General features: G+C 62.3%; 25 protein-coding genes, 1 tRNA gene and 1 pseudogene. 18 read left to right on the forward strand and 9 right to left on the reverse strand.

What is annotated here, in order from left to right:
* The first annotated feature begins 45 nt into the window (after positions 1-45).
* Entirely contained in the window at positions 46-489 is a 444-nt protein-coding gene (locus D460_RS0110435; protein WP_018898489.1) for a phasin, read from the forward strand.
* A 127-nt stretch (positions 490-616) separates the two neighbouring features.
* Positions 617-693, forward strand: a tRNA-His gene (locus D460_RS0110440).
* A 56-nt stretch (positions 694-749) separates the two neighbouring features.
* On the opposite strand, the gene D460_RS0110445 is transcribed toward D460_RS0110440, so the two are convergent.
* Complete coding sequence (locus D460_RS0110445) at positions 750-1,544, reverse strand: universal stress protein (RefSeq protein WP_196809329.1); 795 nt, start codon at positions 1,542-1,544, stop codon at positions 750-752.
* Between the two features lie 455 nt (positions 1,545-1,999).
* On the opposite strand from D460_RS0110445, the gene D460_RS0110450 reads away from it, so the two are divergent.
* The 4 genes from D460_RS0110450 to D460_RS36370 all read left to right on the forward strand — a co-directional run bounded on the left by D460_RS0110450 (position 2,000) and on the right by D460_RS36370 (position 3,930).
* Positions 2,000-2,245: a helix-turn-helix transcriptional regulator gene (locus D460_RS0110450; protein WP_018898492.1), complete on the forward strand. Its 246-nt coding sequence runs from the start codon at positions 2,000-2,002 to the stop codon at positions 2,243-2,245.
* Between the two features lie 222 nt (positions 2,246-2,467).
* Positions 2,468-2,965 carry a hypothetical protein gene (locus tag D460_RS32875; protein ID WP_018898493.1) on the forward strand — a complete coding sequence of 166 codons (498 nt, stop codon included), beginning with the start codon at positions 2,468-2,470 and terminating at the stop codon, positions 2,963-2,965.
* A gap of 335 nt (positions 2,966-3,300) precedes the next feature.
* Positions 3,301-3,726: a DUF4174 domain-containing protein gene (locus tag D460_RS0110465; RefSeq protein WP_018898495.1), complete on the forward strand. Its 426-nt coding sequence runs from the start codon at positions 3,301-3,303 to the stop codon at positions 3,724-3,726.
* A 45-nt stretch (positions 3,727-3,771) separates the two neighbouring features.
* The gene (locus D460_RS36370; protein ID WP_018898496.1) at positions 3,772-3,930 is read left to right on the forward strand and encodes a hypothetical protein; all 159 of its coding nucleotides are present in this window, start codon (positions 3,772-3,774) and stop codon (positions 3,928-3,930) included.
* A 15-nt stretch (positions 3,931-3,945) separates the two neighbouring features.
* Here the strand turns inward: D460_RS36370 and D460_RS0110475 are convergent, their stop codons facing one another.
* Positions 3,946-4,827, reverse strand: coding sequence for a LysR family transcriptional regulator (locus D460_RS0110475; RefSeq protein ID WP_026283005.1), 882 nt, complete (start codon positions 4,825-4,827; stop codon positions 3,946-3,948).
* Between the two features lie 121 nt (positions 4,828-4,948).
* On the opposite strand from D460_RS0110475, the gene D460_RS0110480 reads away from it, so the two are divergent.
* The 8 genes from D460_RS0110480 to D460_RS0110515 all read left to right on the forward strand — a co-directional run bounded on the left by D460_RS0110480 (position 4,949) and on the right by D460_RS0110515 (position 13,301).
* Positions 4,949-6,445: a CoA-acylating methylmalonate-semialdehyde dehydrogenase gene (locus D460_RS0110480; RefSeq protein ID WP_018898498.1), complete on the forward strand. Its 1,497-nt coding sequence runs from the start codon at positions 4,949-4,951 to the stop codon at positions 6,443-6,445.
* A gap of 180 nt (positions 6,446-6,625) precedes the next feature.
* Positions 6,626-7,108: an iron-responsive transcriptional regulator RirA gene (gene rirA / locus D460_RS0110485; protein ID WP_018898499.1), complete on the forward strand. Its 483-nt coding sequence runs from the start codon at positions 6,626-6,628 to the stop codon at positions 7,106-7,108.
* 337 nt (positions 7,109-7,445) lie between these two features.
* The gene (locus tag D460_RS0110490; RefSeq protein WP_018898500.1) at positions 7,446-9,041 is read left to right on the forward strand and encodes an ABC transporter substrate-binding protein; all 1,596 of its coding nucleotides are present in this window, start codon (positions 7,446-7,448) and stop codon (positions 9,039-9,041) included.
* A gap of 89 nt (positions 9,042-9,130) precedes the next feature.
* On the forward strand, positions 9,131-10,135 hold the full coding sequence (locus D460_RS0110495) for an ABC transporter permease subunit (RefSeq protein ID WP_018898501.1): 1,005 nt from the start codon (positions 9,131-9,133) through the stop codon (positions 10,133-10,135).
* Between the two features lie 9 nt (positions 10,136-10,144).
* Positions 10,145-11,032, forward strand: coding sequence for an ABC transporter permease subunit (locus tag D460_RS0110500; RefSeq protein WP_018898502.1), 888 nt, complete (start codon positions 10,145-10,147; stop codon positions 11,030-11,032).
* Position 11,033: 1 nt separating this feature from the next.
* Positions 11,034-11,882: an ABC transporter ATP-binding protein gene (locus D460_RS32880; protein ID WP_018898503.1), complete on the forward strand. Its 849-nt coding sequence runs from the start codon at positions 11,034-11,036 to the stop codon at positions 11,880-11,882.
* Positions 11,879-12,715, forward strand: coding sequence for a dipeptide ABC transporter ATP-binding protein (locus D460_RS0110510; RefSeq protein WP_018898504.1), 837 nt, complete (start codon positions 11,879-11,881; stop codon positions 12,713-12,715). The genes D460_RS32880 and D460_RS0110510 overlap by 4 nt, the downstream gene beginning before the upstream one ends.
* A 52-nt stretch (positions 12,716-12,767) precedes the next feature.
* Entirely contained in the window at positions 12,768-13,301 is a 534-nt protein-coding gene (locus D460_RS0110515) for a gluconokinase (RefSeq protein ID WP_018898505.1), read from the forward strand.
* A 9-nt stretch (positions 13,302-13,310) separates the two neighbouring features.
* Here D460_RS0110515 and D460_RS0110520 read toward each other — a convergent pair whose 3' ends face one another.
* From D460_RS0110520 to D460_RS0110530, 3 genes are all read right to left on the reverse strand, one after another.
* Complete coding sequence (locus tag D460_RS0110520; RefSeq protein WP_018898506.1) at positions 13,311-14,558, reverse strand: FAD-binding oxidoreductase; 1,248 nt, start codon at positions 14,556-14,558, stop codon at positions 13,311-13,313.
* Positions 14,559-14,634: 76 nt separating this feature from the next.
* Complete coding sequence (locus tag D460_RS0110525; RefSeq protein ID WP_018898507.1) at positions 14,635-15,135, reverse strand: isoprenylcysteine carboxylmethyltransferase family protein; 501 nt, start codon at positions 15,133-15,135, stop codon at positions 14,635-14,637.
* Between the two features lie 2 nt (positions 15,136-15,137).
* Positions 15,138-16,187 carry a type III polyketide synthase gene (locus D460_RS0110530; RefSeq protein ID WP_018898508.1) on the reverse strand — a complete coding sequence of 350 codons (1,050 nt, stop codon included), beginning with the start codon at positions 16,185-16,187 and terminating at the stop codon, positions 15,138-15,140.
* Positions 16,188-16,379: 192 nt separating this feature from the next.
* On the opposite strand from D460_RS0110530, the gene D460_RS0110535 reads away from it, so the two are divergent.
* The 3 genes from D460_RS0110535 to D460_RS0110545 are packed head-to-tail and all read left to right on the forward strand — an operon-like array spanning position 16,380 to position 18,355.
* Positions 16,380-16,925: a tetratricopeptide repeat protein gene (locus D460_RS0110535; RefSeq protein WP_018898509.1), complete on the forward strand. Its 546-nt coding sequence runs from the start codon at positions 16,380-16,382 to the stop codon at positions 16,923-16,925.
* A gap of 39 nt (positions 16,926-16,964) precedes the next feature.
* Positions 16,965-17,570, forward strand: coding sequence for an RNA polymerase sigma factor (locus D460_RS0110540; RefSeq protein ID WP_018898510.1), 606 nt, complete (start codon positions 16,965-16,967; stop codon positions 17,568-17,570).
* Complete coding sequence (locus D460_RS0110545; protein ID WP_018898511.1) at positions 17,567-18,355, forward strand: zf-HC2 domain-containing protein; 789 nt, start codon at positions 17,567-17,569, stop codon at positions 18,353-18,355. The genes D460_RS0110540 and D460_RS0110545 overlap by 4 nt, the downstream gene beginning before the upstream one ends.
* 263 nt (positions 18,356-18,618) lie before the next feature.
* On the opposite strand, the gene D460_RS0110550 is transcribed toward D460_RS0110545, so the two are convergent.
* Positions 18,619-20,688: an ATP-dependent helicase gene (locus tag D460_RS0110550; RefSeq protein WP_018898512.1), complete on the reverse strand. Its 2,070-nt coding sequence runs from the start codon at positions 20,686-20,688 to the stop codon at positions 18,619-18,621.
* A 217-nt stretch (positions 20,689-20,905) separates the two neighbouring features.
* Here D460_RS0110550 and D460_RS0110555 point away from each other — a divergent pair, with 217 nt between their 5' ends.
* Positions 20,906-22,528 carry an ABC-F family ATP-binding cassette domain-containing protein gene (locus D460_RS0110555; protein ID WP_018898513.1) on the forward strand — a complete coding sequence of 541 codons (1,623 nt, stop codon included), beginning with the start codon at positions 20,906-20,908 and terminating at the stop codon, positions 22,526-22,528.
* A 59-nt stretch (positions 22,529-22,587) separates the two neighbouring features.
* Here D460_RS0110555 and pepT read toward each other — a convergent pair whose 3' ends face one another.
* The 3 genes and pseudogenes from pepT to D460_RS32885 form a co-directional block, all read right to left on the reverse strand.
* Entirely contained in the window at positions 22,588-23,820 is a 1,233-nt protein-coding gene (gene pepT, locus D460_RS0110560) for a peptidase T (protein WP_026283006.1), read from the reverse strand.
* A 44-nt stretch (positions 23,821-23,864) separates the two neighbouring features.
* Positions 23,865-24,593, reverse strand: coding sequence for a response regulator transcription factor (locus D460_RS0110565; protein WP_018898515.1), 729 nt, complete (start codon positions 24,591-24,593; stop codon positions 23,865-23,867).
* Positions 24,590-26,642 (reverse strand): annotated as a pseudogene (locus tag D460_RS32885) (sensor histidine kinase KdpD); the annotation flags it as partial. The gene D460_RS0110565 and the pseudogene D460_RS32885, both read right to left, overlap by 4 nt.
* Positions 26,643-26,794: the final 152 nt, after the last annotated feature.

Consider the following 26,794-nt stretch of genomic DNA (forward strand, 5'->3'; position numbering starts at 1 on the left):
ACAAACGAGGCTGTCATGATGCCGAGACATAAGGAGCAAGCACCAATGGCGAAAATGGAAGACGTATTTTCTATCTCCTCTTTTGACCCCGCGAAGTTCGCTGACTCGTTTCGCGATTTCGCCGAAAAGGGCTCGCAGCAGTCGCGCGACGCCTATGCCAAGATGAAGGCCGCCGGCGAAGAAGCCAGCAAGACGCTCGAATCCACCGTTCAGACGGCCCAGGCCGGCGCTGCCGAAATCGGCCATCAGGCGATCGGCGCCCTGCGCACCAATGCCGAGAATTCGCTGACGCATATGGACGCGCTTCTTTCGGTCAAGTCCGTCGCCGAATTCTTCGAGCTGCAGACCTCTTTCCTGCGCAAGCAGGCGGAACTGACGATCGAACAGGCCAAGGCCATGCAGGAAACCTCGAAGCTGGTCGCCGAAAAGGTTGCCAAGCCGTCGAAGGAAGCCGCTGAAAAGGTCATGGCCTCTTTCAAGGCTGCCTGATTTTCATGACAGGCGAACGAAAAGGCTGGACCCTTCGTCCAGCCTTTTTGTATATTAAGGACAGATAGGGCTTGAATTAAATTTCAAGTCCCCGTATGTCACCCCCGTCGCGCCAAGCGACGTTTGTGCGGTTGTAGCTCAGTTGGTTAGAGCGCAGGTTTGTGGCACCTGAGGTCGGAGGTTCGAGACCCCCCAACCGTACCATTCCCTCCACTATAATGAGATAAGTATCCGGCTTTCGTCTCCCTCAAGCCATCGCCTCAGTGCTTCATCATGACAGGCATGGTCGCGTGCGAAAGCACGTATCGGGTGATCCGGCCTAAAAGCAGTTCCAGAAGATAGCCGTGCCTGAAGGCGCCGATCAGCAGGCAGGTTGCTTTCTCTGTCTTGGCGAATTCAACAATAGCCTCGCCGATGGAATGGCCATTCGACGATATCGCCACCACCTGGCCTTGAAGTGCAAGGCGGGCAAGCATCGCTTCGGCGCTCGTCTTGGCCCTGCCGTCGGTGTCGTCGATGCAGACGAGCGTGATCCGTTTCGCGGCCGCAAGCCAGCGTTTGGCCGCGATGAGGGTGTCTTCGGCGTGTCCCTGTTGTCGCCAGCCGATCACCACATGGTCGAACAGATTGCCTTGGTAGTAGTCGCGGGCGGGCGGCATCAAGACCAGTTTATGCTGGCTGAACACGACGCTGCGAAAGGCGTCGCGCGCGTCGGCGTTGCCGTATCTCGATGTCACCACGAGTTCGCTCGCCGCGCATTCGGTGGCGACGCAGCGCGAGACATCGCCACGGCAATCGTCGAGAAAAACCGTGCGTCGCTGCGAGTGGCGCCGGCGCCAGGTGGCGAACGCCCGGCCTACCTGCTCGAAACGCTGCCGCGATGAGCCTTCGGCGTGATCGCGCAATTGTATCAAATCGATCTCCTCGGGCGAGAAAACCAGCGTCATCGGCTCGGATCCGATGTGTGCGGCGGCCATGGAGCCATGGATGGCATGCGCCGCGTCCTCGGCAAGGTCGAGGCAGAGCCGGGCGGTCATCGGGTCGGGCAGAAGCACCAGAACCTCCGCGCCGCCATGCGATCGGCACAGCGGGCTATAGCTCTCGATTTCCCGATCAGCGTCTCTGCGGTCCCTTGTGAACATGGCCATACGCGCTCCAAAGGGGCGCTTGCCGGATCAAACAATGGTCGCATCGAGGCGACCTCACCGCAGGCGCCGATGTCATGATTTTACGCCTGCAAATGCCGCTCTGCAACATGCTCCGCGCAGACAAAATCGAGCGTTCTGACGAGTCGTCCGCCTGCCCAAGCTGTGTCCGATGTGGCCTATCAACGGCCTGTCGCCGCGCCGGACAGGTATTTTTCGTGAGTCACCCTTGTATAAAAGGTGTTGCTAATCAATATCATCGCCATGCCCCGCGCCCCCTGCGTCATATTGCGTTGCAAAATGTGAACGAGAATGCCATTTTCCCGCCGGGGGTTAATTCAGAGTGATTTTAGAAGGAGACTTATATGTCCATTTCGCTCAGCAATCTGGATAAATCCAACGCCCAGCCAATCCCTCCGGTCAACGCAGCCGCAGTTCTGAGAACGGCACGCGAGACCATTGGCTATAGCGTTGACGATCTCGCCGTGACGTGTGGTCTGCTCGTCGCTGAAATCGAGGAAATCGAACGCGGCGAAGATACGGATTCGGCCAAGATCAAGCGCATCGCCGCTGCCTTGCAGCTGCCGCTGTCTTCGCTCGGCCTGGAATAATCCATTTGTTCTTGCGGGATCGGCGGTTCTTCGCCGGTCCTGCCGCTTGCGCCTTCGCTTAGCGGTTTATTAACCGTGTTGCCCGAACCCGGCGGACGGGCCGGTGCCAGAGGTAGTTTTACCTCCCCCCATATAGGATAGATTAGCAACCTGAGGGCGAATGTTCCGCCGGGCGCTACATCGTGTTGAGCGATGGCTGGACGGTATCGTGGGGATGGCATCATGGAACGACGTGCATTTCGCATCGGCGATCGATTGGTCGATGGCGGCGAACTCCTGGAACGCGGCCTCCTGCTCGTGTGCGCGGCTCTGGCCGTTGTGCTTCCCATCCTCGACACCAGTCTCGCCGACATCGCCGACGATATCCTGCTGCACGATCTGCGTCTGCTCGGCGCGGCCACTTATCTTCTGCTCGTGACCTATGCGGTCGGCTTCTTCGGCGTCTTCACACCCTGCATGCGCGAGCATATGCGCTTCATCGATCTCGCTGGGCTGATCATGGCGGCCGTTGCCGTGTCCCGCGCCGTCTACATGATCGGTTGGGCCCATCTTCCGGTGGCAGCGGAAGAGGGCGGCCTCGCGACGGTTCCATTGGCCGGATTTTACCTGTCCTGTGGCAGCCTGCCGCTCTTCATCCTGCTGCTCGGCAGCTTCTGGCAATTGCGCCGAGACTGGCACCCATCCACTGCGCACGGCAGAGCCGCGACGACAGGCACCTAGGCCGCAAGTGCAACCTCGGCGTGGTCTCCGTGGCGCGCGATCCGCATGGACAGGTCCAGCTTCACGTCCGACGCCATGGCAACCATGGACGCTGCGGCGAATGCGAGGACGCACAAGCCGGTAATTCGACCCAGCGGGGTCAGTTTTTTGAGGGCAAGTTCACACATTTCTTCACCTTTCACCCTAGCAGGTTTTTTGGCAATGTCAAGCGCTTGCCGCTCGAGGCCGGGCCACCGCTCTGGCGCGGATGATCACCAGCCTATCCCGATCCTTCCGGCCGATCATGGAACTCCGGCCATCAGTGCACGTTCTCCTTCTCTCAAAGGAGCGCGTCTATGCTCAAGACGGAAGACACAACGAAAAGCCACGAGAACGACCGCGATGGGCCTGCTGTCGCAAGCCTTGCGCCGTTTCTCTGGGAAAGCCGCGTCGTGGTGATCTTTCCCGACAAGGATAACGCCCGAACAGCCCGGCAGGAAAACCAGCTGATGGCCGACCGGCCGGGGCTTCAGGAACGCGACGTGGTCGTGCTGAAGGTCGCAGGCGGAACCGTGCGCCCGCTTTTCGGCGCCGCAAAGGATGTCAACGCGGAAGCGCTTGCCCGTGATCTGGCCGCCCCGCCGCCGGGAGAATTCATGGCCTTCCTTGTCGGCAAGGATGGAACGGTGAAGTTCACGATCGGCGAGCCGATAACGGCAGCCGAGCTTTTCGCGATCATCGATGCCATGCCGAGGCGCGCAGGCGAAACCGCCCGGCACTGAGCCGGCGCACCGTCAAAGACACGTAATATATGAAAGGAGCGGATCATGTCCGTGCCAAACGAACCCTTGCCCGGCACGCCGCCGATGCCGGGACCCGATTGGGCGCCGCAGCCTCCGATCCATGAGCCGGAGCCCGACAGCTTGCCCGACGAGCTGCCCAATCCCAACCCGGATGAAAACGACGAGCCACCCAAGCATGCATAAGGCGTGCAGACGTAACTACAGGAACATCTGCCTCTCCGCCGACACCAGTTCCTGAAGAAAATCGACAACGGTGCGCACGCGAACGAGATCGCGTGCGCTCTCATGATAGGTCGTCCAGTAGGCGCGTTCGATGGAAACATCGGGCAGGATCCGGATCAGCTCGGGATATTGCCGGGCAATGTAATCGTGCAGGATGCCGATGCCGGCGCCGGAGCGAACCGCTTCCGTCTGGCCGGTTGCCGTCGAAATCTCGAAGCCGGCGTCCCAGCTGCGCATCACCGCCGATGAGAAATTCAGCGACGCCGTGAAGATCAGGTCCTCGACATAGCCGATCCGGGGATGGTCCTTCAGCGCCTCGATATCGTCAGGCGTGCCGTTCGCTTCGAGGTAATCCTTCGAGGCGTAGAGCCCGAGCGTGTAGTCCGTCAGTTTCGAGGAGACGAGCCGCCCCTGTTCCGGCCGCTCCAGCGTGATCGCTATATCGGCCTCGCGCTGCGACAGCGAGAATGAGCGGGGCACCGGCACCAGCTGTATCCGGAGCTCCGGATACCGCTTGATCAGCCGGCCCAGCCGTGGTGCGAGAAACGCCACGCCGAACCCATCCGGCGCGCCGATCCGCACCGTTCCTGCGATGCTGCTGTCCAGATGGCCGAGGCTCGCCTGCGCTCTGAGCATCTCGGTCTCCATGCGCTCGGCGGCATGCAGAAACATCTCGCCTTCCGCCGTCAGGTCGCAGCCATTGGTGCGCCGAACGAGCAGCCGCGTCTTCAGCCGCTCCTCCAGCGTCGTCACCCGCCGGCTTAGCGTGGCGTGGTTGACGCCCAGCCGTTTGGAGGCCGAGAGGATCTGTCCGGTACGGGCCACGGCCAGGAACATACGCACATCATCCCAGTCCAAATCGGCCCCCGGCTTTAATTTTTGCACAACGGTTGCTTAAACCTGTTCATTGATTTGTGCAAATTGAAGTGCGATGCTGGGTCATTCAACAAAGACTGTGAAACCCAGAGGAGGCACACCCATGCATGAGATTGGTCATTTCATCGGCGGCAGGCACGTCGTTGGCTCGAGCGGCCGTTCGAGCAATGTGTACAACCCGGCAACGGGCGAAGTTCAGGCGACCGTAGCGCTCGCGAGCGTCGAGGAGATGCGCGCCGCCGTCGAAAACGCCAAGGCCGCTCAGCCGAAGTGGGCAGCCACCAACCCGCAGCGCCGCGCCCGCGTCTTCTTCAAGTTCGTCGAGCTCTTGAACAAGCACATGGACGAGCTCGCCGTCATGCTCTCCAAGGAGCACGGCAAGACGGTCGAGGATTCCAAGGGAGATATCGTCCGCGGTCTCGAAGTCTGCGAATTCGTCTGCGGCATTCCGCACCTGCAGAAGGGCGAGTTCACCGAGGGCGCAGGCCCCGCGATCGACATGTACTCGATGCGCCAGGCCGTCGGCGTCGGCGCCGGCATCACCCCGTTCAACTTCCCGGCCATGATCCCGATGTGGATGTTCGCGCCGGCGATCGCCTGCGGCAACGCCTTCATCCTGAAGCCCTCCGAGCGCGATCCGTCCGTGCCGATGCGCTTGGCTGAACTGATGATCGAAGCCGGCCTGCCGGCAGGTATCCTCAACGTCGTCAACGGTGACAAGACCGCCGTCGACGCGATCCTGACGGACCCGGATATCGGCGCCGTTTCCTTCGTCGGCTCCACCCCGATCGCTCGCTACGTCTATGGCACCGCTGCCATGAACGGCAAGCGCGCGCAGTGCTTCGGCGGCGCCAAGAACCACATGATCATCATGCCCGACGCCGACATGGACCAGGCCGTCAACGCTCTGATGGGCGCTGGCTACGGTTCCGCCGGCGAGCGCTGCATGGCGATCTCTGTCGCCGTTCCTGTCGGCGAGGAAACTGCAAACCGCCTGGTCGAAAAGTTGACGCCGAAGATCGAGGCGCTGCGCATCGGCCCTTACACGGATGACAAGGCCGACCTCGGTCCGCTCGTCACCAAGGAAGCTCAGGCCCGCGTCTCCGGCTTGATCGACAAGGGTGTCGAAGAAGGCGCCAAGCTGGTCGTCGATGGTCGCGGCTTCAAGCTGCAGGGCTATGAGGATGGCTATTTCGTCGGCGGCACGCTGTTCGATCACGTCACGCCGGACATGGACATCTACAAAACCGAAATCTTTGGACCGGTTCTCTCCGTCGTTCGCGCCAAGAACTACGAGGAAGCCCTGGAACTGCCGATGAAGCACGAGTACGGCAACGGCGTCGCGATCTACACCCGCGACGGCGACGCCGCCCGCGACTTCGCCTCCCGCATCAACATCGGTATGATCGGTGTCAACGTTCCGATCCCTGTTCCGCTTGCCTACCATTCCTTCGGCGGCTGGAAGGCTTCGAGCTTCGGCGACCTCAACCAGCACGGCACGGACTCGATCAAGTTCTGGACGAAGACCAAGACGATCACCGCTCGCTGGCCATCAGGCATCAAGGACGGCGCCGAGTTCGTCATGCCGACGATGAAGTAAGTCTCTGTAAGAATTGAGCTTTGGAACCGGGCCCTGAAAGGGGCCCGTTTTCGTTCAGGGCCGCGCGCGGCTCGCTTTTATAACGTGATTCATTTTTTCATCTTTTTCTATTTTGGAATTGTTCAAAACTATCAAAGGCACTATATACAGTGCCTAACGAGAACGAATCTGGAGATCGGCATGCGTTTGACCAAGCAGACCAACTATGCGGTTCGCATGTTGATGTACTGCGCTGCCAACGAAGGCAGTCTCAGCCGGATTCCTGAAATCGCCAAGGCATACGGCGTTTCGGAGCTCTTTCTGTTTAAGATCCTGCAGCCGCTGAACAAGGCCGGTCTTGTTGAGACCGTGCGTGGCCGCAACGGCGGTGTCCGCCTCGGCAAGCCTGCCGAGAAGATCAGCCTGTTCGACGTCGTCCGCGTCACCGAAGACAGCTTCGCAATGGCCGAATGCTTCGAGGATGACGGCGAAGTCGATTGCCCGCTGGTCGATAGCTGCGGCCTGAACTCGGCGCTGCGCAAGGCGCTGAACGCCTTCTTCGACGTGCTGACGCAGTATTCGATCGACGATCTGGTCAAGGCCCGTCCGCAGATCAATTTCCTGCTCGGCATCGATACGCATCATCATCATCCGAAGTCGACAGCCGTCGCGCCGGCTGCCTGAAGTAGTAAAGCTGAATATATCGCAACCGCAGTCACCCAGGGTGCCTGCGGTTGTTTCGTTTTGGAAACAAGCCTGGAAACGCTCGCGGGGCGTGTCGTGATATGATGACACCGACGCGAAATTATACCAAATGCGACGGAAACAAGGGTTATCCAGCGCGAATCTTTCTAATTACGGCCTATTTTCGGCGGAAAATTACTAAAGTTGTCCAACTGGAAAAATTTTCCACCGTGGTCGTTGATTTCAGCAAATAAATATCGTTCCATCGGCGCTCGATCGGGAGGAGTGCTCTGCGATCAGACGAACGTATAAAAGAACAAACCTGGGAAACGAAATCATGAAAAAGATCTCTGTCCTTCTGGCAGCGACCGTTTTGGCTTCGGCCATGGCGTCGACCGCTTGGTCCAAGACGCTTGTATATTGCTCGGAAGGATCGCCGGAAGGCTTCGATCCCGCAATCTACACGGCAGGCACCACCTTCGACGCTTCCTCGCGTACCGTCTACAGCCGCCTGGTCGAGTTCAAGCATGGCAAGACCGAAGTCGAGCCGGGCCTTGCCGACAGCTGGACCGTTTCCGATGATGGCCTGACCTATACCTTCAAGCTGCATCCGGGCGTCAAGTTCCAGACCACCGAGTTCTTCACGCCGACCCGCGACCTGAACGCCGACGACGTCGTCTTCTCGTTCGACCGCCAGCTGAAGGCTGACAGCCCCTGGGCCAAGTACGTCGCCGGCGTTTCCTACGAATACGCTGCCGGCATGGGCTTCCCCGAGCTGATCAAGTCGGTCGAAAAGGTCGATGACCTCACCGTCAAGTTCACGCTGAACCATCCCGAAGCACCGTTCCTCGCCGACCTCGCGATGGACTTCGCATCGGTCGTTTCCAAGGAATATGCCGACAAGCTGCAGGCCGATGGCAAGATGGAGCAGATGAACCAGATGCCGCTCGGCACCGGTCCGTTCACCTTCGTCGCCTACCAGCCGGATGCCGTCATCCGCTACAAGGCCAACGAAAGCTACTTCAAGGGCAAGGAAAAGATCGACGATCTCGTTTTCGCGATCACCCCTGACGCTTCGGTTCGCGCTCAGAAGCTCAAGGCCGGCGAATGCCACATCATGCCTTACCCGAACGCCGCTGACGTCAAGGATCTGAAGGCTGATAGCAGCCTCAAGGTTCTGGAGCAGCCAGGCTTGAACGTTTCCTACCTCGCCTACAACACGCAGCAGGCGCCGTTCGACAAGCCTGAAGTGCGCAAGGCGCTGAACATGGCGATCAACAAGCAGGCGATCGTCGATGCTGTGTTCCAGGGCGCTGGCCAGGTTGCCAAGAACCCGATCCCGCCGACGATGTGGTCCTACAACGACGCCGTCAAGGACGACGCCTACAGCCCCGACGAAGCCAAGAAGATGCTTGAAGCCGCTGGCGTCAAGGATCTGTCGATGAAGATCTGGGCGATGCCGGTTTCGCGTCCGTACATGCTGAACGCACGTCGCGCCGCCGAGCTGATGCAGGCTGACCTCGCAAAGGTCGGCGTCAAGGTCGACATCGTCACCCACGAATGGGCCGAATACCTGAAGCTCTCCAAGGACGTGAAGCGCGATGGCGCTGCCATCCTCGGCTGGACGGGTGACAATGGTGATCCGGACAACTTCCTCGACACGCTGCTCGGCTGCGAAGCCGTCGGCGGCAACAACCGCGCGCAGTGGTGCAACAAGGAATTCGACGCCCTCGTGAAGAAGGCCAAGAAGACCTCCGACGTTGCTGAGCGCACGAAGCTCTACGAAGAAGCACAGGTTGTCTTCAAGAAGGAAGCTCCCTGGGCAACCATCGACCACTCGACGGAATTCGTTCCGATGAGCGCCAAGGTTTCCGGCTACGTGCAGGATCCGGTCGGTGTTCACCGCTTCGACGGCGTTGATATCGCCGAATAACCAAATCTATGCAAAGATGCCCGACAAGATCGGGCTTGGCCGGCGGTCAGGTTTGATACCTGACCGCCGGACTAATATGGACATATGATATGTTTCGTTTCTTCATCGGGCGCCTAGCGGTCCTGATCCCCACCTTCCTCGGTGTTTCCATCATCGCCTTCGCGTTTATCCGCCTGCTGCCCGGAGATCCGGTCATGCTGATGTCGGGCGAGCGTGTCATGGCGCCGGAACGCCATGCCGAAATCATGCACGACCTCGGCCTCGACCGGCCCGTCTACGTCCAGTACATCGATTACCTCGGTAATCTCGTGCAGGGCGATCTCGGCTCGTCGATCGTCACCAAGCGCCCGGTCCTGCAGGAATTCATGTCGCTGTTTCCGGCAACGCTGGAGCTGTCGCTCTGTGCCATCCTGTTCGCCATCATCCTCGGCATTCCCGCCGGCATCTTCGCCGCCGTGAAGAGGGGGACGTGGTTCGACCAGGGGGTCATGGGCGTCGCCCTTGTCGGCTATTCGATGCCGATCTTCTGGTGGGGCCTGCTCCTCATCGTTCTGTTCTCGAATACGCTGCACTGGACACCCGTCTCCGGCCGTATCTCGCTGATGTACTTCTTCAAGCCGGTCACCGGCTTCATGCTGATCGACAGCCTGCTGTCCGGTCAGGCCGGCGCCTTCAAGTCGGCCTTCCAGTCGCTGATCCTGCCGACCATCGTTCTCGGCACCATTCCGCTGGCCGTCATCGCCCGCCAGACCCGCTCGGCCATGCTCGAGGTTCTCGGCGAGGATTACGTCCGCACCGCCCGCTCCAAGGGCCTCGCGCCCCTGCGTGTCGTCGGCGTGCATGCGTTGCGCAACGCCATGATCCCGGTTGTCACCTCGATCGGCCTGCAGGTCGGCGTTCTGCTTGGCGGTGCCATTCTGACGGAAACCATCTTCTCCTGGCCGGGTATCGGCAAGTGGATGGTCGATGCGGTGTTCAAGCGCGATTACACCGTGGTCCAGGGCGGCCTGCTCCTGATCGCGGCCATCATCATGCTCGTCAATCTGATCGTCGATCTCATGTACGGTCTCATCAACCCACGCATCAGACACTAGGAGCGGCCCATGAGCACGACAAACACCACGTCTGCCCAGCCCTCCGGTCTCTCGGAGTTCTGGTACTACTTCTCCCGCAACAAGGGCGCGGTCATCGGCCTCGTCGTTTTCGTCTTCGTTCTCCTGCTGGCGATCTTCGCATCCGTCGTCGCCCCGCATGATCCGAACGTGCCGTCGGGCTTCCAGCGCTTGCCGCCGGCATGGTCGGAAGGCGGTAACAGCGCCTATCTGCTCGGCACCGATGCCGTCGGCCGCGACATGCTTTCGCGCCTGATCTTCGGCACGCGCTTCTCGCTGTTCATCGGCCTCGTCGTCGCCTCGCTGTCGGCTGTCGCCGGCGTCCTGCTCGGCCTTATCGCCGGTTACTTCCGCGGCCGCACCGATACGATCATCATGCGCGTCATGGATATCATCCTGGCCTTCCCGTCGCTGCTGCTGGCACTCGTGCTGGTGGCCGTCCTCGGCCCCGGCCTGCTGAACGCCATGATCGCGATCTCGATCGTCAACCAGCCGCACTTCGTCCGCCTGACCCGCGCCGCCGTCATCAGCGAGCGCGAGAAGGAATATGTCGTGGCCTCCCGCGTCGCCGGCGCCGGCACGCTTCGCCTGATGTTCAAGACGATCCTGCCAAACTGCCTGGCACCGCTGATCGTCCAGGCAACGCTCGCCTTCTCGGCGGCGATCCTCGACGCGGCGGCCCTCGGCTTCCTCGGCATGGGCGCCCAGCCGCCGACATCCGAGTGGGGCACGATGCTCGCCGACGCCCGCGAGTTCTTCCAGAGCTCGCCGTCGCTCGTCACTTTCCCGGGCCTGTGCATCCTCATCACCGTTCTCGCCATCAACCTGATGGGCGACGGTCTGCGCGATGCGCTAGATCCCAAACTGAAGAGGTCCTGATATGGCACTTCTCGAAATCGAAAATCTCGTCGTCGAGTTCCAGACCTCGACCGGCACCTTCCGCGCCGTCGATGGCGTGTCGATGAAGGTCTCGGCCGGCGAAGTTCTGGCCATCGTCGGCGAATCCGGCTCCGGCAAGTCCGTCTCCATGCTGGCAGCCATGGGCCTTCTGCCCTGGACCGCAAAGGTCACCGCCGACAAGCTGGTCTTCGACGGCCGCAACCTGCTCGGCATGTCCGGAAGCGAGCGCCGCAAGATCATCGGCAAGGACATGTCGATGATCTTCCAGGAGCCGATCGCCAGCCTCAACCCGTGCTTCACGGTCGGCTTCCAGATCGAGGAAGTGCTGCGCATTCACCTCGGCCTCAACAAGGCGGAGCGCCGCAAGCGCGCCATCGAGCTCTTCGAAGCGGTCGGCATTCCGAACCCGGCCGAGCGCCTCGGCCACTTCCCGCACCAGATGTCGGGTGGCCAGTGCCAGCGCGTGATGATCGCGATTGCGATCGCCTGCAATCCGAAGCTCCTGATCGCCGACGAGCCGACCACTGCTCTCGACGTCACGATCCAGAAGCAGATCCTCGATCTCCTGATGCGCCTGCAGACGGAACACGGCATGGGCCTCATCATGATCACCCACAACATGGGCGTGGTCGCCGAGACCGCCGATCGCGTGATCGTGCAGTACAAGGGCCGCAAGATGGAAGAGGCCGACGTGCTGTCGCTGTTCGAAGCACCGAAGAGCGATTACACCCGTGCGCTGCTCGCGGCTCTGCCCGACAACGCCACCGGCGACCGCCTGCCGACCATCGGCGAGATCTTCAAACAGACGAGTGAGGGAGCGGCCCAATGACGCCAGTCCTCGAAGGCAAGAACATCGTCCGCAACTACTTTCTGCCGGGCGGCCTGTTCAAGAAGGAAAAGACCGTGCACGCCGTCAAGGGCGTGAACTTCAAGGTGGAACAGGGCAAGACGCTCGCCATCGTCGGTGAAAGCGGCTGCGGCAAGTCCACGCTCGCCCGCATCATCACCATGATCGATCCGGCAAGCGACGGCGAACTCTTCATCGACGGCAAGAAGGTAGATATCGCAGCCGGCGACCTGACGCCCGAAATGCGCCGCAAGGTGCAGATCGTGTTCCAGAACCCCTATGGTTCGCTGAACCCGCGCAAGAAGATCGGCGATATCCTGATGGAGCCGCTGATCATCAACACCAACACGCCCGCTGCCGAACGCCGCGAACTGGCGATGTCGATGTTGAAGAAGGTCGGCCTGCAGGACGTCCACTTCAACCGCTATCCGCACATGTTCTCCGGCGGCCAGCGCCAGCGTATCGCCATTGCCCGCGCGCTGATGCTGAAGCCGCGGCTTCTGGTGCTGGACGAGCCGGTCTCCGCACTCGACCTTTCGGTCCAGGCACAGGTGCTGAACCTGCTCGCCGATCTGCAGGACGAGCTGAACCTGACCTACGTCTTCATCAGCCACGACCTCTCGGTCGTCCGTTACATGGCCGATGACGTCATGGTCATGTATTATGGCGAAGCTGTCGAATACGGATCGCGGGATCAGGTTTTCAACGACCCGCAGCACAGCTATACCAAGACATTGTTCGCGGCGACGCCGCGCGCCGATGTCGACACCATCAGGGCACGTCTCGCCCGCAAGAATGCGGCCATCGCGTCGTAATCTTGGGTCTCCTGACACGGCGGATCATGCCGAGGTGAGGAGAATTTCTGGAATGTCAGCAAAAAACACGCGCCCCCATGCCATCATCGTCATGGGGGTCAGCGGCAGCGGCAAGTCGTCCGTGGGCGAGGCCATAGCGCAAGCGCTCGCCGTCGAATTCGCCGAAGGCGATGCGCTGCATCCGGCGTCCAACGTCGAGAAGATGTCGAAGGGCATTCCGCTCACCGACGAGGATCGCTTTCCCTGGCTCGATATCATCGGCAAAACCATGAGGGCCGCTCTCGACCGCAACGAGAGCATCATCGTTTCCTGCTCGGCGTTGAAGAAAAGCTACCGCGACCGCCTGCGCACTGCCGTCGCCGGCAACCTGTTCTTCGTCTATCTGCATGGCTCCAAGGAGCTTTTGACCGTGCGCATGGGCGCCCGCAAGGGCCACTTCATGCCGCTCTCCCTGCTCGAGAACCAGCTTGCGACGCTTGAGGTCCCGACCGGCGAACCGGGCGTCGTCACCGTCGATATCGACACGACGGTCGACGAGATCGCGAAGGCGGCGCTTCGCGATCTTAAGGAATTGGGTGTTTGCTAGCCGGATCGTTTACGGATTAAACCGCTGCGGCGAATAGGCGGAGATGTCGACGAAGGGCTTTTCGCCGGTCATCTGCTCCGCCAGCGCCCGTCCGGTCACCGGTCCGAGTGTCAGCCCGTGATGTGCGTGGCCGAAGGCGAACCATAGGCCCTCGTGGCGCGGCGCCTTGCCGATGATGGGCATCATGTCGGGCGTGCAGGGGCGGGCGCCCATCCAGGGTTCCGGATCGAGCCGCTCGCCGAGCGGAAACACGCCGCGCGCCACTTTTTCGGCGCGGTCGAGCTGCACCGGTGTCTTCGGCGCGTCGATCGCCGCGAACTCGGCACCCGTCGTCAGCCGGATGCCGTTCTCCATCGGCGCCATCAGATAGCCGAGCTCTGTGTCGGCCACGGTGTTGTTGAGCACCGCATTGCCCTTCGCCGAGTAGTGCATGTGATAGCCGCGCTTCACCCCGAGCGGGAAGGCATAGCCGAGGCGCTTCGTCGCGACCGCCGCCCATGGCCCCAGCGCCATCACCGCCTCGTCGGCTTCGACAGGACCCTCGTCGGTCGCGATCTTCCAGCCGGCGCCGAACTTGCCGAAGGAGTTCGCATCCCCGGTGATGAAGCGGCCGCCGATGCTTTCGAAATAGCGCAGATAGCTTGCCGTCAGCGCCTGCGGATTGATGACCGACCAAGGATCGCGCCACTTCAGCGCGCCGACGAAGCCGAGATTGAGATCCGGCTCCAGCCGCGCCAGATCGCCGGTATCCAGCTTGTCGAAGCCGACGCCGAATTCCCGCTGCAGCCGCTCCGCCTCCGCGAATTCCGCGTCGCGTTTTTCACCGGTGCGGAACACCTCGATCCAGCCGTTCTTGCGGATCAGATGCTCGGCGCCTGCCGCCTCGATGAGGTCGTTGTGCTCGGAGATCGAATGCGCGATCAGCGGCGCATAGGCCTTCGAGATCATCTGGTGGCGCTTGGTGTTGGAATGCCACCAGTAGCGCGCCAGGAACGACAGCTGGCCCGGCAGCGCCTTCAGATGATAATGCGCATCGATGCGGTTGTTGAAGGCGTAGCGGACGAGAAGGCCGAGCTGCTGCGGAAAGCCATAAGGCACCACGCCCTCGCGCTGGATCAATCCGGCATTGCCGAAGGATGTGCCGTTGCCCGGCGGCTTGCGATCGATCAATGTCACCTGGCGTCCGCGCCGCTGCAGATGAATGGCCGTCGATACGCCGACGATGCCGGCTCCAAGCACGATTACGTTCTTCGTCATTTTCCCACGAAACCCACGATAGTCTAGGCATGGAAAATGCCCCTCCGCCAAGCCGCGTGCAAATGAAAAATCGCATTCATTTCAAAAACATTGCCGCCTTCAGCGCACGGTTCTCCACGCGGATGCGAAGCCACAGCATCAGCCCGTTCAAGACGGAGAAGATGGCGGCATAAAGCGGCATGCCGAAGACAAGCGGCAGCACCGCGATCTCGCCGATCACAACCGCATAATTCGGATGCGAGAAAAGCCGATATGGCCCTTCGCGCACCAGCGGCGCCCCCGGCAGCACGATGATCCGCGTCGTCCAACGCCCCTTGAGCGTGGCCAGAACCCAGAGGCGACCAAGCTGCAGCACGACGAAGAGCACGAGCCACACCGGCCGCACGGGGTGGCCCGGCGCCAGCAGCCAGAGCCCGGCAAGCCAGCTCGCATGCAACGCCACCATGACGGGATAATGGTCGGCGCCGATCTCGCGGGCGCCGCGCGCTATCAGCGTGCGGGTGTTGCGGCGGGCGATGATAAGCTCCGCCAGCCGCTGAACCGTCACGAAACCAAGGATGAGGATCGAGGGCCACATCGTCAGGCCCTCGTCAACGTTACGCAGCTGGCCGAAAAGCCCGGTCCCATCGCAATCATCGCCGCCCGCTCGGGCAATCCCTGGCGCAGCACCCGCTCAAGAACGAACAGCACCGTCGGCGAGGACATGTTGCCGTATTCCTCAAGCACCGCCCGCTCATGCTCGAGCGCCGAGGATGGGATCGACAAGGCCGTCTCCAGCGCCGCCAGAACGCGTGCGCCGCCAGGATGGCAGATGAAGCGGTCGATATCATCCCGGTTCAGCCCGTTGCGACGAAGAATGCCGTCGATCGCCGGCCCCAACTCCTTCTCCGCAAAGGGCGGCAGGGATTGCGCCAGCACGATCCCAAAGCCGGTATCGTCGATCTTCCAGCCCATGATCCCGAGCGTATCGGGAAACAAATGCTCTCCGGTGGATTCGACGGCGGCAAGCCCCTCCGGCCCCGCGCGCAAGATACAGGCGGCGGCACCGTCGCCGAACAGCGCGGTTGCGATGATATTCGCCCGCGTCAACTCGTCGAGCCGGAACGCCAGCGTGCAAAGCTCGATCGAAACGAAGAGCACGGTCGCTCCGGGCCTCGCCTTGGCGAACTGCGCCGCAATCGCAAAGCCGGAAACGCCTGCCGCGCAGCCGAGGCCGAAGACAGGCAGGCGCTCGACATCCGTCCGAAACCCGATCTCCGATGCCAACTGCGCATCGAGGCTCGGCGTCGCGATGCCTGTCGAAGAGACCGTTACGATGCAATCGACATCGGCCCCTGTAAGTCCGGCCTGATCGAGCGCCGCGGTGACTGTCCGCCGAAACAGACTGCGCGCCTCCTCCTGATAGGCCCGCATGCGGTCTTCCCAGCCATGCGGCTCGGTGAACCATGAGAGCGGCCGCGCGGCGTGTCGCGTGCGGATGCCGGCATTGGTGAAGACCGACACAAGATGCGCGAAGTCCTTCAGCCGGCTGGAAAACAGCCGTGCCGACGTCTCCGCGGCTTCCTCCTGCGTGATCACATGCAGTGGCGCCGCGGTGGCGAGGCTGAGTAGTTTGACGGTCTCGTTCACAAAAATGCTCCTGTTCGTCCCCCGGCGCACGCGGAGCAAACACGCCAGCCCGGGCTTTATTCGCCGCTGGCTCTCACGAAACGGTGATCGGAAAAATCGGGACATCCGCCGAATAAACCCGCCGGCTGCGGTGTTCATTCGCCGCAACCCTGTCTTCCAGACCAACCCGTCTTGTCCCGAAGGAGATACATCATGACCTCAGCAACCTCCCGGATTGCATCCGTCCTCATCAGCGGCGCGATCGCCGCCTTCGCGTTCACCGCGCCTGCTTTCGCCGCCGGCGGCGACGATAGCGGCGGCGCCACCACGCCGACCTGCAAGAAGGGTGAGCTCTATGACAAGAAGACGCAGAAATGCGTCAAGCAGTCGGGCGCCAACATCACCGACGACAACCGCACCGAATACGCCTATTCGCTGGCCAAGGCCGGTCGTTACGATGAGGCGCTGGCCATGCTCGACACGCTGAAGGACCAGAACACCGCCGAGGCGCTGAACTATCGCGGCTACGCAACGCGTAAGCTCGGACGCACGGATGAAGGCATTTCCTATTATCTGAAGTCGGTCCAGCTCGATCCGCAATACGCCAAGGTCCGCGAATATCTCGGCGAGGCCTATGTCATCAAGGGCCGCATCGACCTCGCCAAGGAGCAGCTCGGCACCATCAAGACGCTGTGCGGCACGTCTTGCGAGGAATATCGCGATCTCAACGAAGCGATCACCGATCCGTCGAAGATCTGAGGATCGGGAACACCCGATAATGTGACGAGGAACATGCCGATGGTCGTCGCCTACACGACATTTCCTGCCTATAGTCACGCCAACAAGACCGCGCCGGTTCGTCCGGCGCGGTCTTCGGCAAACCCCGTGGCGGAGGCGGCCATCGCAAGCGAATCCGATATCAGGAGCGGTCTGACGGAAAACCTGTCGCGGCTCTGGCGCTATGGTCTCGTGCTCTCGCATCGCCGCGACGTGGCCGACGATCTGGTGCAGCAGACCTGCGTGCGCGCGCTTGAGAGGGCCACGCAATTTCAGGTGGGCACAAGGCTCGACCGCTGGCTGTTTGCCATTCTTCATTCGATCTGGCTCAATGAAATCCGCTCGCGGCGGGTCCGCGAAGGGCAGGGCTTCGTCGATGCCGAGCAGGCGCTCGTCGTCGATGGTGCGCGCGAAACGGAGACGCATGTCATGGCCGCTCAGGTGCTTCGTCTTGTTGGCGCGCTGCCCGATGCGCAACGTGCCGCGGTCTTCCTGGCCTATGTCGAGGGCCTGTCCTACAAGGAGGTGGCCGCCGTGCTCGATATTCCGATCGGCACCGTCATGAGCCGCTTGGCCGCCGCCCGCGCGACGCTAGCCGGCAATCTGAAAGAGGAGGGCGGACGATGACCGACAAAACCACGATCCCCTCCGACGAGGAGCTGACCGCCTACCTCGACGGCGAACTGCCACCCGCTGAAGCCGCCCGTCTCGAAGCACTCCTGGAAACGGACGCCGAGCTGGCCGCCCGCCTCGAATTCCTGTCCCGCGCCAGCCTGCCCTTCGCGCAGGCCTTTGATCCGCTTCTCGCTCAGGCGCCGAAGGCCGAGCTCGAAGCCATCCTCTCGCGCCTCTCCGCCACACCAGCGGCAACGCCGGCCCCCAGCCGCCGCCGTTTCCTCGGCGCACTCGCCGCCTGCCTGGTGGCCGGCGTCATCGCCGACCGCGCCTTCATCGGGCTCAGCCGGCAGCTTGCCGCCACCGATGAAAGCAGCGAATGGCGCGCCACCGTCGCCGATTACATCGCGCTCTACACGCCCGAAACGCTGGCCGGCCCGGTGCCGTCGCTTGCGTCGCAGGCAGGTCAGCTGTCGGCCGTCGAAGCAAGGCTCGGCCTGCGCCTCTCTCCGGAAGCGATCGCTCTTCAGGGCGTCGATTTCAAGCGGGCGCTGCTCCTGCAATATGACGATCAGCCGCTGGCCCAGCTCGCCTATCTCGACCCCGAGACGGGGCCCCTGGCACTCTGCATCGTCCGCTCCGACGACGGCGCCCGGGAGCCTGACGTCGAAAGCCGCAAGGGGATGAACGTCGTCTACTGGTCGGATAAGACGCATGCGTTCATGCTGATCGGCCATGCGCCGCTGGAGCGGATGAAGGCGTTGGCGGGGGATGTGAGGATGCAGTTGGCGGCGTGAAAGGGACTGTGTTGGGTGTTGTGCCGCGTGGCACCCCCCTCTGCCCTGCCGGGCATCTCCCCCACAAGGGGGGAGATCGACTCGTGGCGAAGTTTTCGCCAAACGTTGAGGGAAGAGCGAGCGGGTAAGCCCAGCCAATCTCCCCACCTGTGGGGGAGATGCCCGGCAGGGCAGAGGGGGGTAACCCACGGCAAAACGCCAAATCTCAATCTGAGGAAAAAGCTACCCGGCAAAACTCAGTGCCGTCGGTCCCCAAATCTACCCTACCGCCACATCGTCCGCATCCGCGCCGCCACATCCACCCTTATCTGCTGCGTACTCCGCTCCGAAGGCGTCGCGACCACAACCGGCCATGCCGCCGTCTCGAAATACTGCAGCAGCGTCACCGGGATGAACCGCGTGCGCGATGCATAGACATGCCGGTCGCCCTGGCCGTGCTGGCCGCTGGTGAAGAAGCGTTGCGGGGTGATCAGCGTCAGGCTGTCCTTGGCCCGCGTCATGCCGACATAGAGCAGCCGGCGCTCCTCCTCGATTTCCTGCGTCGTGCCGACGGCGAGGTCGGAGGGGATGCAGCCGTCGACGACGTTGAGCATGAACACCGCCCGCCATTCCTGCCCCTTGGCCGAATGGATGGTGGAGAGGATGAGATAATCCTCGTCGAGCAACGGCACGCCGGCCTGGTCGCTGGTGGCGTCGGGCGGGTCGAGCGTCAGTTCGGTGAGGAAGCGCTCGCGGTTGGCATAGCCCGACGCGATCTGCTCGAGTTGCAACAGGTCGGCCTTGCGGGTGTCGGCGTCTTCGTGGATGCGGTCGAGATGGGGCTCGTACCATTCGCGCGCCTGCGCGATCTCGGCCGGCCATGGCCCGTTTGCCTTGCGCAATCCTTCCAGCAGCTGCACCAGCGCCGGCCAGCTTTCGCCGGTCTTGGCCGGCGGCGGGATTTCGGCGAGCGCCATCAGCGGCTCGGGGTCGGCGGCGATCGTGTCGAGGATCTTGCCGGCCGTCTGCGGCCCGATCCCCGGCAACATCTTCAACAGGCGGAAGCCGGAGACCCGGTCGCGCGGGTTCTGCGCGAAGCGCAGGATCGCCAGCATGTCCTTCACATGCGCCGAATCCAGGAACTTCAGCCCGCCGAACTTGACGAAGGGAATGTTGCGTCGTGTCAGCTCCACTTCGAGCGGACCGCTGTGCGAGGAGGTGCGAAACAACACCGCCTGCTGCTTCAGCGTCATCCCAACCTCGCGGTTGGCGAGCACTTGCTCGACGATGTAGTTCGCTTGCTCGTTCTCGTCTTTCACGGTCAGCAGCTTCGGCCGCTCTTCGGATTGCCGGTCGGTCCAGAGGTTCTTGGTGAAGCGCTCGCGCGCCAGCTCGATAACGCCGTTCGCGGCGGCAAGGATCGTCGTCGTCGAACGATAGTTGCGGTCGAGCGTGATGATATCGGCCGGCGGCTCGAACGTCTTCGGGAAGTCGAGAATGTTGCGGATCGTCGCGGCCCGGAAGGAGTAAATGGACTGCGCGTCGTCGCCGACGACGGTTAGGCCCCGCCCGCCGGGCTTCAGCGCCATCAGCACGGAGGATTGCAGCCGGTTGGTATCTTGGTACTCGTCCACCATCACATGGTCGAAACGCCCGCCGATATCGGCGGCCAGTTCCGGGTCGCTCACCATCTGCGCCCAGTAGAGCAGAAGGTCGTCGTAATCGAGCACGTTCTGCGCCTGCTTGGCCTCGACATAGCAGGCAAACAGCTCACGCAGCTGCTCTTCCCAGGCCGCTACCCACGGATACCAGGTCTTCAGCACCTCGGCGAGCGGCGTCTCGGAATTGACTGTGCGCGAGTAGATCGCCAGGCACGTCCCCTTGGTCGGAAACCGGCTTTCGGTCTTGGAGAAGCCGAGCTCGTGCCGGGTGAGGTTCATCAGGTCGGCGCTGTCTTCCCGGTCGTGAATGGTGAAATCGACATTGAGGCCGATCTGCTCGGCATAGATCCGGAGCAGCCGCGCGCCGATCCCGTGAAAAGTGCCGGCCCAGGTCAGTGCATCGGTCATCACGGCCGAATTGGCGCCGAGCACCTGCCGGCAGATGCGCTCCACCCGCCGCGCCATCTCGGACGCTGCCCTGCGCGAGAATGTCATCAAGAGGATGCGGCGCGGATCGGCGCCGTTGACGATCAGATGCGCCACCCGGTGCGCCAGCGTGTTGGTCTTGCCCGACCCGGCGCCGGCGATGATCAGCAGCGGACCGCCCGTCGTATCCGGTCCGTTACCGACCCCATGCTCCACGGCAAGACGCTGCCGTTCGTTCAGTTTCTCGAGATAGGCCGCCGCCTGCATCTATTCTTCAGCCTCTAGCATACGCGTCGCGGCAAAAGCGCGACTCGGGAACAAATATGGAACGTATCAGTGCTCCCTGATGTTTGGAAGTCCCGCGCGGCTGTCACCACAGGGAAACGGTCTTGGTCGAACATTTGGTGCACTGCGGAAAACGGGCGACATCTCCGGTGTTGCGTGGCATAAGGGCGCCGAAAACCTGTTTTGGACCACGCTTCCCATGATCCGCATCGAAAATATCAGCAAGCAGAACAGCCACCGCATCCTCTTCATCGAGGCCTCGGCGGCGCTCAACAAGGGCGAGAAGATCGGCCTCGTCGGCCCGAATGGCGCCGGCAAGACGACGCTCTTCCGCATGATCACAGGCGAGGAGCAGCCCGATGAGGGCAATGTCGCCGGTGAAAAGGGCGTCACCATCGGCTACTTCAACCAGGATGTCGGCGAAATGTCGGGCCGCAGCGCCGTGGCCGAGGTCATGGAAGGCGCCGGCCCCGTCAGCGTCGTTGCCGCCGAACTGCGCGAACTCGAAGCCGAGATGGTCGATCCCGACAAGCTCGACGAGATGGATCGCATCATCGAACGTTACGGCGAGGTGCAGGCGCGCTACGAGGAGCTGGACGGCTATGCGCTCGAGGGCCGTGCCCGCGAAGTGCTCGACGGCCTAAGCTTCACCCAGGAAATGATGGACGGCGATGTCGGCGGCCTCTCCGGCGGCTGGAAGATGCGCGTGGCGCTCGCCCGCATCCTGTTGATGCGCCCCGACGTCATGCTGCTCGACGAGCCGAGCAACCATCTGGATCTCGAAAGCCTGATCTGGCTGGAAGAGTTCCTGAAGAACTATGACGGCGCGCTTTTGATGACATCGCACGACCGCGAGTTCATGAACCGCATCGTCGGCAAGATCATTGAGATCGATGGTGGCCAGCTCACCTCCTATTCCGGCGACTATGCTTTCTACGAGCAGCAGCGCGCCCAGAACGAGAAGCAGCAGCAGGCGCAGTTCGAGCGCCAGCAGGCGATGCTTGCCAAGGAAATCAAGTTCATCGAACGCTTCAAGGCGCGCGCCTCACACGCCTCGCAGGTGCAGAGCCGCGTCAAGAAGCTGGAAAAGATAGACCGCGTCGAGCCGCCCAAGCGCCGCCAGTCGGTCGCCTTCGAGTTCCTTCCCGCGCCGCGCTCCGGCGAAGACGTGATCAACCTGAAGAACGTCCACAAGAAGTACGGCAGCCGCACGATCTATGAAGGCCTCGACTTCATGGTTCGCCGCAAGGAGCGCTGGTGCATCATGGGCATTAACGGCGCCGGCAAGTCGACGCTGCTGAAGCTGGTGACGGGCTCGACCGAGCCCGACCAGGGCACCGTGGCGCTCGGCGCCAGCGTCAAGCTCGGCTATTTCGCCCAGCACGCCATGGACCTGCTCGATGGTGAACGCACGGTTCTCGAATGGCTGGAAGATAGTTTCCCGCTTGCGGGCCAAGCGCCGCTTCGCGCGCTCGCCGGCTGCTTCGGCTTTTCGGGCGATGACGTCGAGAAGAAGTGCCGGGTTCTCTCCGGTGGCGAAAAGGCACGTCTGGTCATGGCCAAGATGCTGTTCGACCCGCCAAACCTGCTCGTCCTCGACGAGCCGACCAACCACCTGGATCTCGACACCAAGGAAATGCTGATCAAGGCGTTGTCGCAATACGAAGGCACCATGCTCTTCGTCAGCCACGATCGCCACTTCCTGGCGGCGTTGTCGAACCGCGTGCTGGAACTGACGCCCGATGGCATCCATCAGTATGGCGGCGGCTACACCGAATATGTCGAACGCACCGGCCAGGAAGCGCCGGGTCTGCGGGGATAAAAAATGCCGGGCGGTGACGTCCGGCATTTTTCGTTTGCGTGAGATTGGTGCGCGGGCGCTTACGCCCGCTCCTCCCAAACCCTGGCAATCTCGACGATCGTCTTGGCCGCCCGCTCCATATCCTGACGGCTCACCCATTCGAGCGGCGAATGAAACGCGTGGCCGCCGGCGAAGATGTTGGGGCAGGGCAGGCCCATGAAGGAGAGGCGCGAGCCGTCGGTGCCGCCGCGAATGCTGCCGCGCTTCGGCTGCATCCCGGCGCGCCGGATGCCCTCGATGGCGTTCTCGACGATATCAGGGTGCCGGTCGACCACCTCCTTCATGTTGCGATACTGCTGCTTGACCTCGAACGTGTAGGTCGAGCCCGGATAGCCCGACATCACGTCCTTTACGATCGCTTCCAGCATCTCTTCCTTGGCCGTCAGCCCCGCATTGTCGAAATCGCGGATGATCAGCCCGATTTCGGCCTTCTCCATCGAGCCGGTCACGCCGGTCGGATGGATGAAGCCCTGCCGGCCCGAGGTCGTCTCGGGGCCGATATCCTTCGGCAGCCGGTCGATGATCGCGCCGGCTATCTTTATGGCGTTTTCCATCTTGCCTTTGGCGAAGCCAGGATGGATCGCAACGCCCTGGATGGTGATCTCGACGCCATCGGCCGAAAACGTCTCGTCCTCGATATGCCCCGCCGTCGAACCATCCATCGTGTAGGCGAAATCGGCGCCGAGCTTCTTCAGGTCCACCTTGTCGACGCCTCGGCCAATCTCCTCGTCCGGCGTGAACAGGATTTTGATCGTGCCGTGCTTGATATCGGGATTGGAGACGAGGAGTTGCGCGGCCGTCATGATTTCGGCGATTCCCGCCTTGTCGTCGGCGCCGAGCAGCGTCGTCCCGTCGGTTGTGATGATGTCGTTGCCGATCTGGTTCTTCAGCTCGGGATGCTCGCTCACGCGGATCACCTGCTGCGTATCTCCCGTCAGGCGAATATCGCCGCCCTCGTAGTTGCGGAGGATCTGCGGCTTGACGTTGGTGCCGCTGAAATCGGGCGCCGTATCCATATGCGAGCAGAAGCAGATGACGGGCACCTGCTTGTCTGTATTCCCGGGAATGGTCGCATAGATATAGCCGTGCTCGTCCAGATGCGCGTCCGAAAGGCCGATCGCCAGCAGTTCCTCGACCAGCACGCGCCCGAGATTCTTCTGCTTCTCGGTGGAGGGCTGGCTTGGCGATTGCGGGTCGGATTGCGTGTCGATGACGACATAGCGCAGGAAGCGGTCGGTAACGGTATCGGTCATGATGCGGTCCATTCTTCTGTATCAACCGATCACTGCTCTATCCCTCATCGGCTCTCCGGTGAAGCACTTTCGGTTGCAGGCAGGTCGGCCTCGCGCAGCCGGTAGCCGACGCCGGTTTCGGTGGTGATGTATTGCGGCTGGTCGGGCGCGGCCTCTATCTTCTGTCTCAGCTGGCGCACATAGACGCGCAGATACTGCACATCCGCCGCCGGTCCCCAGATCTGCTTCAGCATGAACTGATGCGTCAGCACCTTGCCGGAATATTGCGCCAGCACACGTAAGATATCGTACTCCTTCGGCGACAGCCTGATCTCGCGCTCGTCGACCTTGACGATCCGCTTGACGAGGTCGATCGACAGTCCGCCGGTGCGAAACACCGCCTTTTCGCCCTGCTGCTGCAGCCGGTGGCGCAGCGCCACGCGGATGCGGGCGCCGAGCTCGTTCATGCCGAATGGCTTGGTCACATAGTCGTCCGCCCCCGTCTCCAGCGCCTTGACGATCCCGCCTTCATCGGTGCGGCTGGAAAGGATCACGACCGGTGTCGTCAGTCCCTGTTCGCGCCATTCGCCGAGCAGCGCGTGGCCCGGCGTGTCGGGAAGGCCGAGGTCGAGCACGATGAGATCGGGGCCGACCTCGCTTGCAAGCGCGCGAGCGGTCGCCGCATCCGGCGCCTCATGCACGTCGTATCCCTGCGCCGTCAGGCCGACGCGCAAAAGCTTGCGGATAGGGGGCTCGTCGTCGACGACAAGGATCTTCACGGGCGAACCGGTCATTTCATATCTTCCAGCTTCGTGATGTCATTCGTGATCTCTTGGGGGCGGGGGAGCCTGATGGTGAAGGCCGCGCCTGATCGGTCGGGGCGGTTTGCGGCAGTGATGGTGCCGCCCATCGCCTCGACGAAGCCGCGGCAGATGGAGAGGCCAAGCCCGGTGCCGGCCCGCACCTGGTCGCCCTTACGCACCCGGTAGAAAGTGTCGAACACGCGGTCGAGATCATTATCAGGAATGCCCGGCCCGCTGTCGGCGACCTGCACCATCACATCGCCGGTGCCGGTCCATCCCTTGATCTCGACGGTCGAGCCCTCGGGCGCGTATTTTGCGGCATTGTCGATGAGATTGAACAGCACCTGCTCGAAGAGAACGGGATCGACCCGCACGGTCGGCAGGTCCGCCGGAATGGTCACATGCACGCCGTGATGCGACAGGATCTTGGCCGCGCGGCGCAGTGCACTGCCGACGATGTCGCCGACATCGTGCAGCGCCGAATTCGGCTCCATCGCCCCGGATTCGATCCGGGTCATGTCGAGCAGATTGGCGATGAAGCGGTTCAGCCGCTCGGATTCGTCCACCACGGTCGACAGCAGATCCTTGCGGTCCTCCTCGCTCATCGAGGCGAAATAGTCGCGCAGCGTGGTGGAGGCGCCAAGCACGGCGGCAAGCGGCGTCTTCAGATCGTGCGAGATCGAGGTCAGCAGCGCCGAGCGCAATCGGTCGGCCTCCGCCGCCAGCTTCGCCTGGTCGACATCGGCGACGAGCTGGATACGCTCGATCGCAAGGGCTGCCTGGTCCGCCAGCGCGTCGAGCAATCGCTGCTCTCCCGGTGTCAGAAGCGGCCCGTCGCGATCATCGCTGTCGAGCCCGATCACGCCTATGGCGGCGCGCCCGGTGCGCAAAGGCACATAAAGCCGCCTGGCGCCCGGCAGCGTATCGGCGCCGCGTCCGGCTGCGTGGTTGTTCTCAAAAGCCCAGTGCGCCGCCGCGATATCGGCCTCGTCGAGCTTGTCGTCAGGCGGATAGCCGGCCTTCACCGCGACCGTCCCGCTCTCGGGCAAGAGCAGCACGGCCCGCACCCTCAACATCGAGGAAAGCTGAAAGGCTGTCGCCGAGAGCACGTCGTCAAGCGTGCCGGCGGCGGCGAGCTTTCTTGAAAAGAGATAGAGATCCTCGGTGGTGCGCGCCCGCTGTCGCGCCGCCGCCGCCTGTCGCTGCACCGTGGCCGTCAGGTTGCTGGCGATGATCGCGACGCCGAGAAAGAAGAAGAACGCCAGCACGCTTTCCGGGTCGCTGATCGTCATCGTGTAGCGAGGCGGCAGGAAGAAGAAGTTGAAGGCAAGCGCGCCGAGCAGGCAGGAAAACAGCGCCGGCCTGAGCCCATGCAGCACCGCCGAGGTCAGCACCGCCATCAGGAACACCAGCGCCAGATTGCGCACATCGAGCACCTGATCGAGCACGATGCCGGCCAAAAGCGCAATCACCACATAGAAGACAGCCAGCAGATATGCCCTGAGATCGAAGGCCGGCCGCTCTACGGCCGCCTTGACGCTGCGGGGCACAGCATCCTTGTGCTCGTTGCCCGAAATGACATGGACGCTGATATCGCCGGCCTTGCGAACAAGGCGATCGGCGACCGACGGCGAGAACCACGCCAGCCATGTCGGCTGCTTCTGCGCGCCGATCACGATATGGGTAACGGCCTTGGACGCAGCGTAGCGGATCAGTTCCTGCGCCGTTTCGCGCCCGGCAATGGTGATCGCCTCTCCACCGAGCTGTTCGGCCAGCCGCAGGTTGGCGGCGAGCATATCGCGTTCGGCTTCGCTGAGATTGATCGAGCGGTTGGTCTCGACATAGACGGCCGCCCACGGCGCCCTCAGCCGCGCGGCCATCTCGGCACTATGGCGCAGCAGCGACGCCGAGGCCGGATGGTGATCGACCGACACCAGCACCCGCTCGCTTGCAGGCCATTCGCCTGATATCGCGGGCGCATCCCTATCGTTCAGCAAATGGTCGTCCACTTCGGCTGGCTGCTTTCCTGGCAACATCACGGCAACGGGTCCGGCTCGAACGCCTGCGTTTGCTCACTCATAGAAGCATCAAGGTTCGCATTCAACGCCAGAACATCCGCGGCGATCCCGGTGGGCATCGAGCTGTGCCCGCTGGCCAGTTTGGCGAAAGCTTCCGGCCCTAGGGTTTGCGGA

Origin of the sequence: Rhizobium sp. 2MFCol3.1, assembly GCF_000377565.1 — a bacterium.
In the GTDB taxonomy this organism is placed as follows: Bacteria; Pseudomonadota; Alphaproteobacteria; order Rhizobiales; family Rhizobiaceae; genus Rhizobium.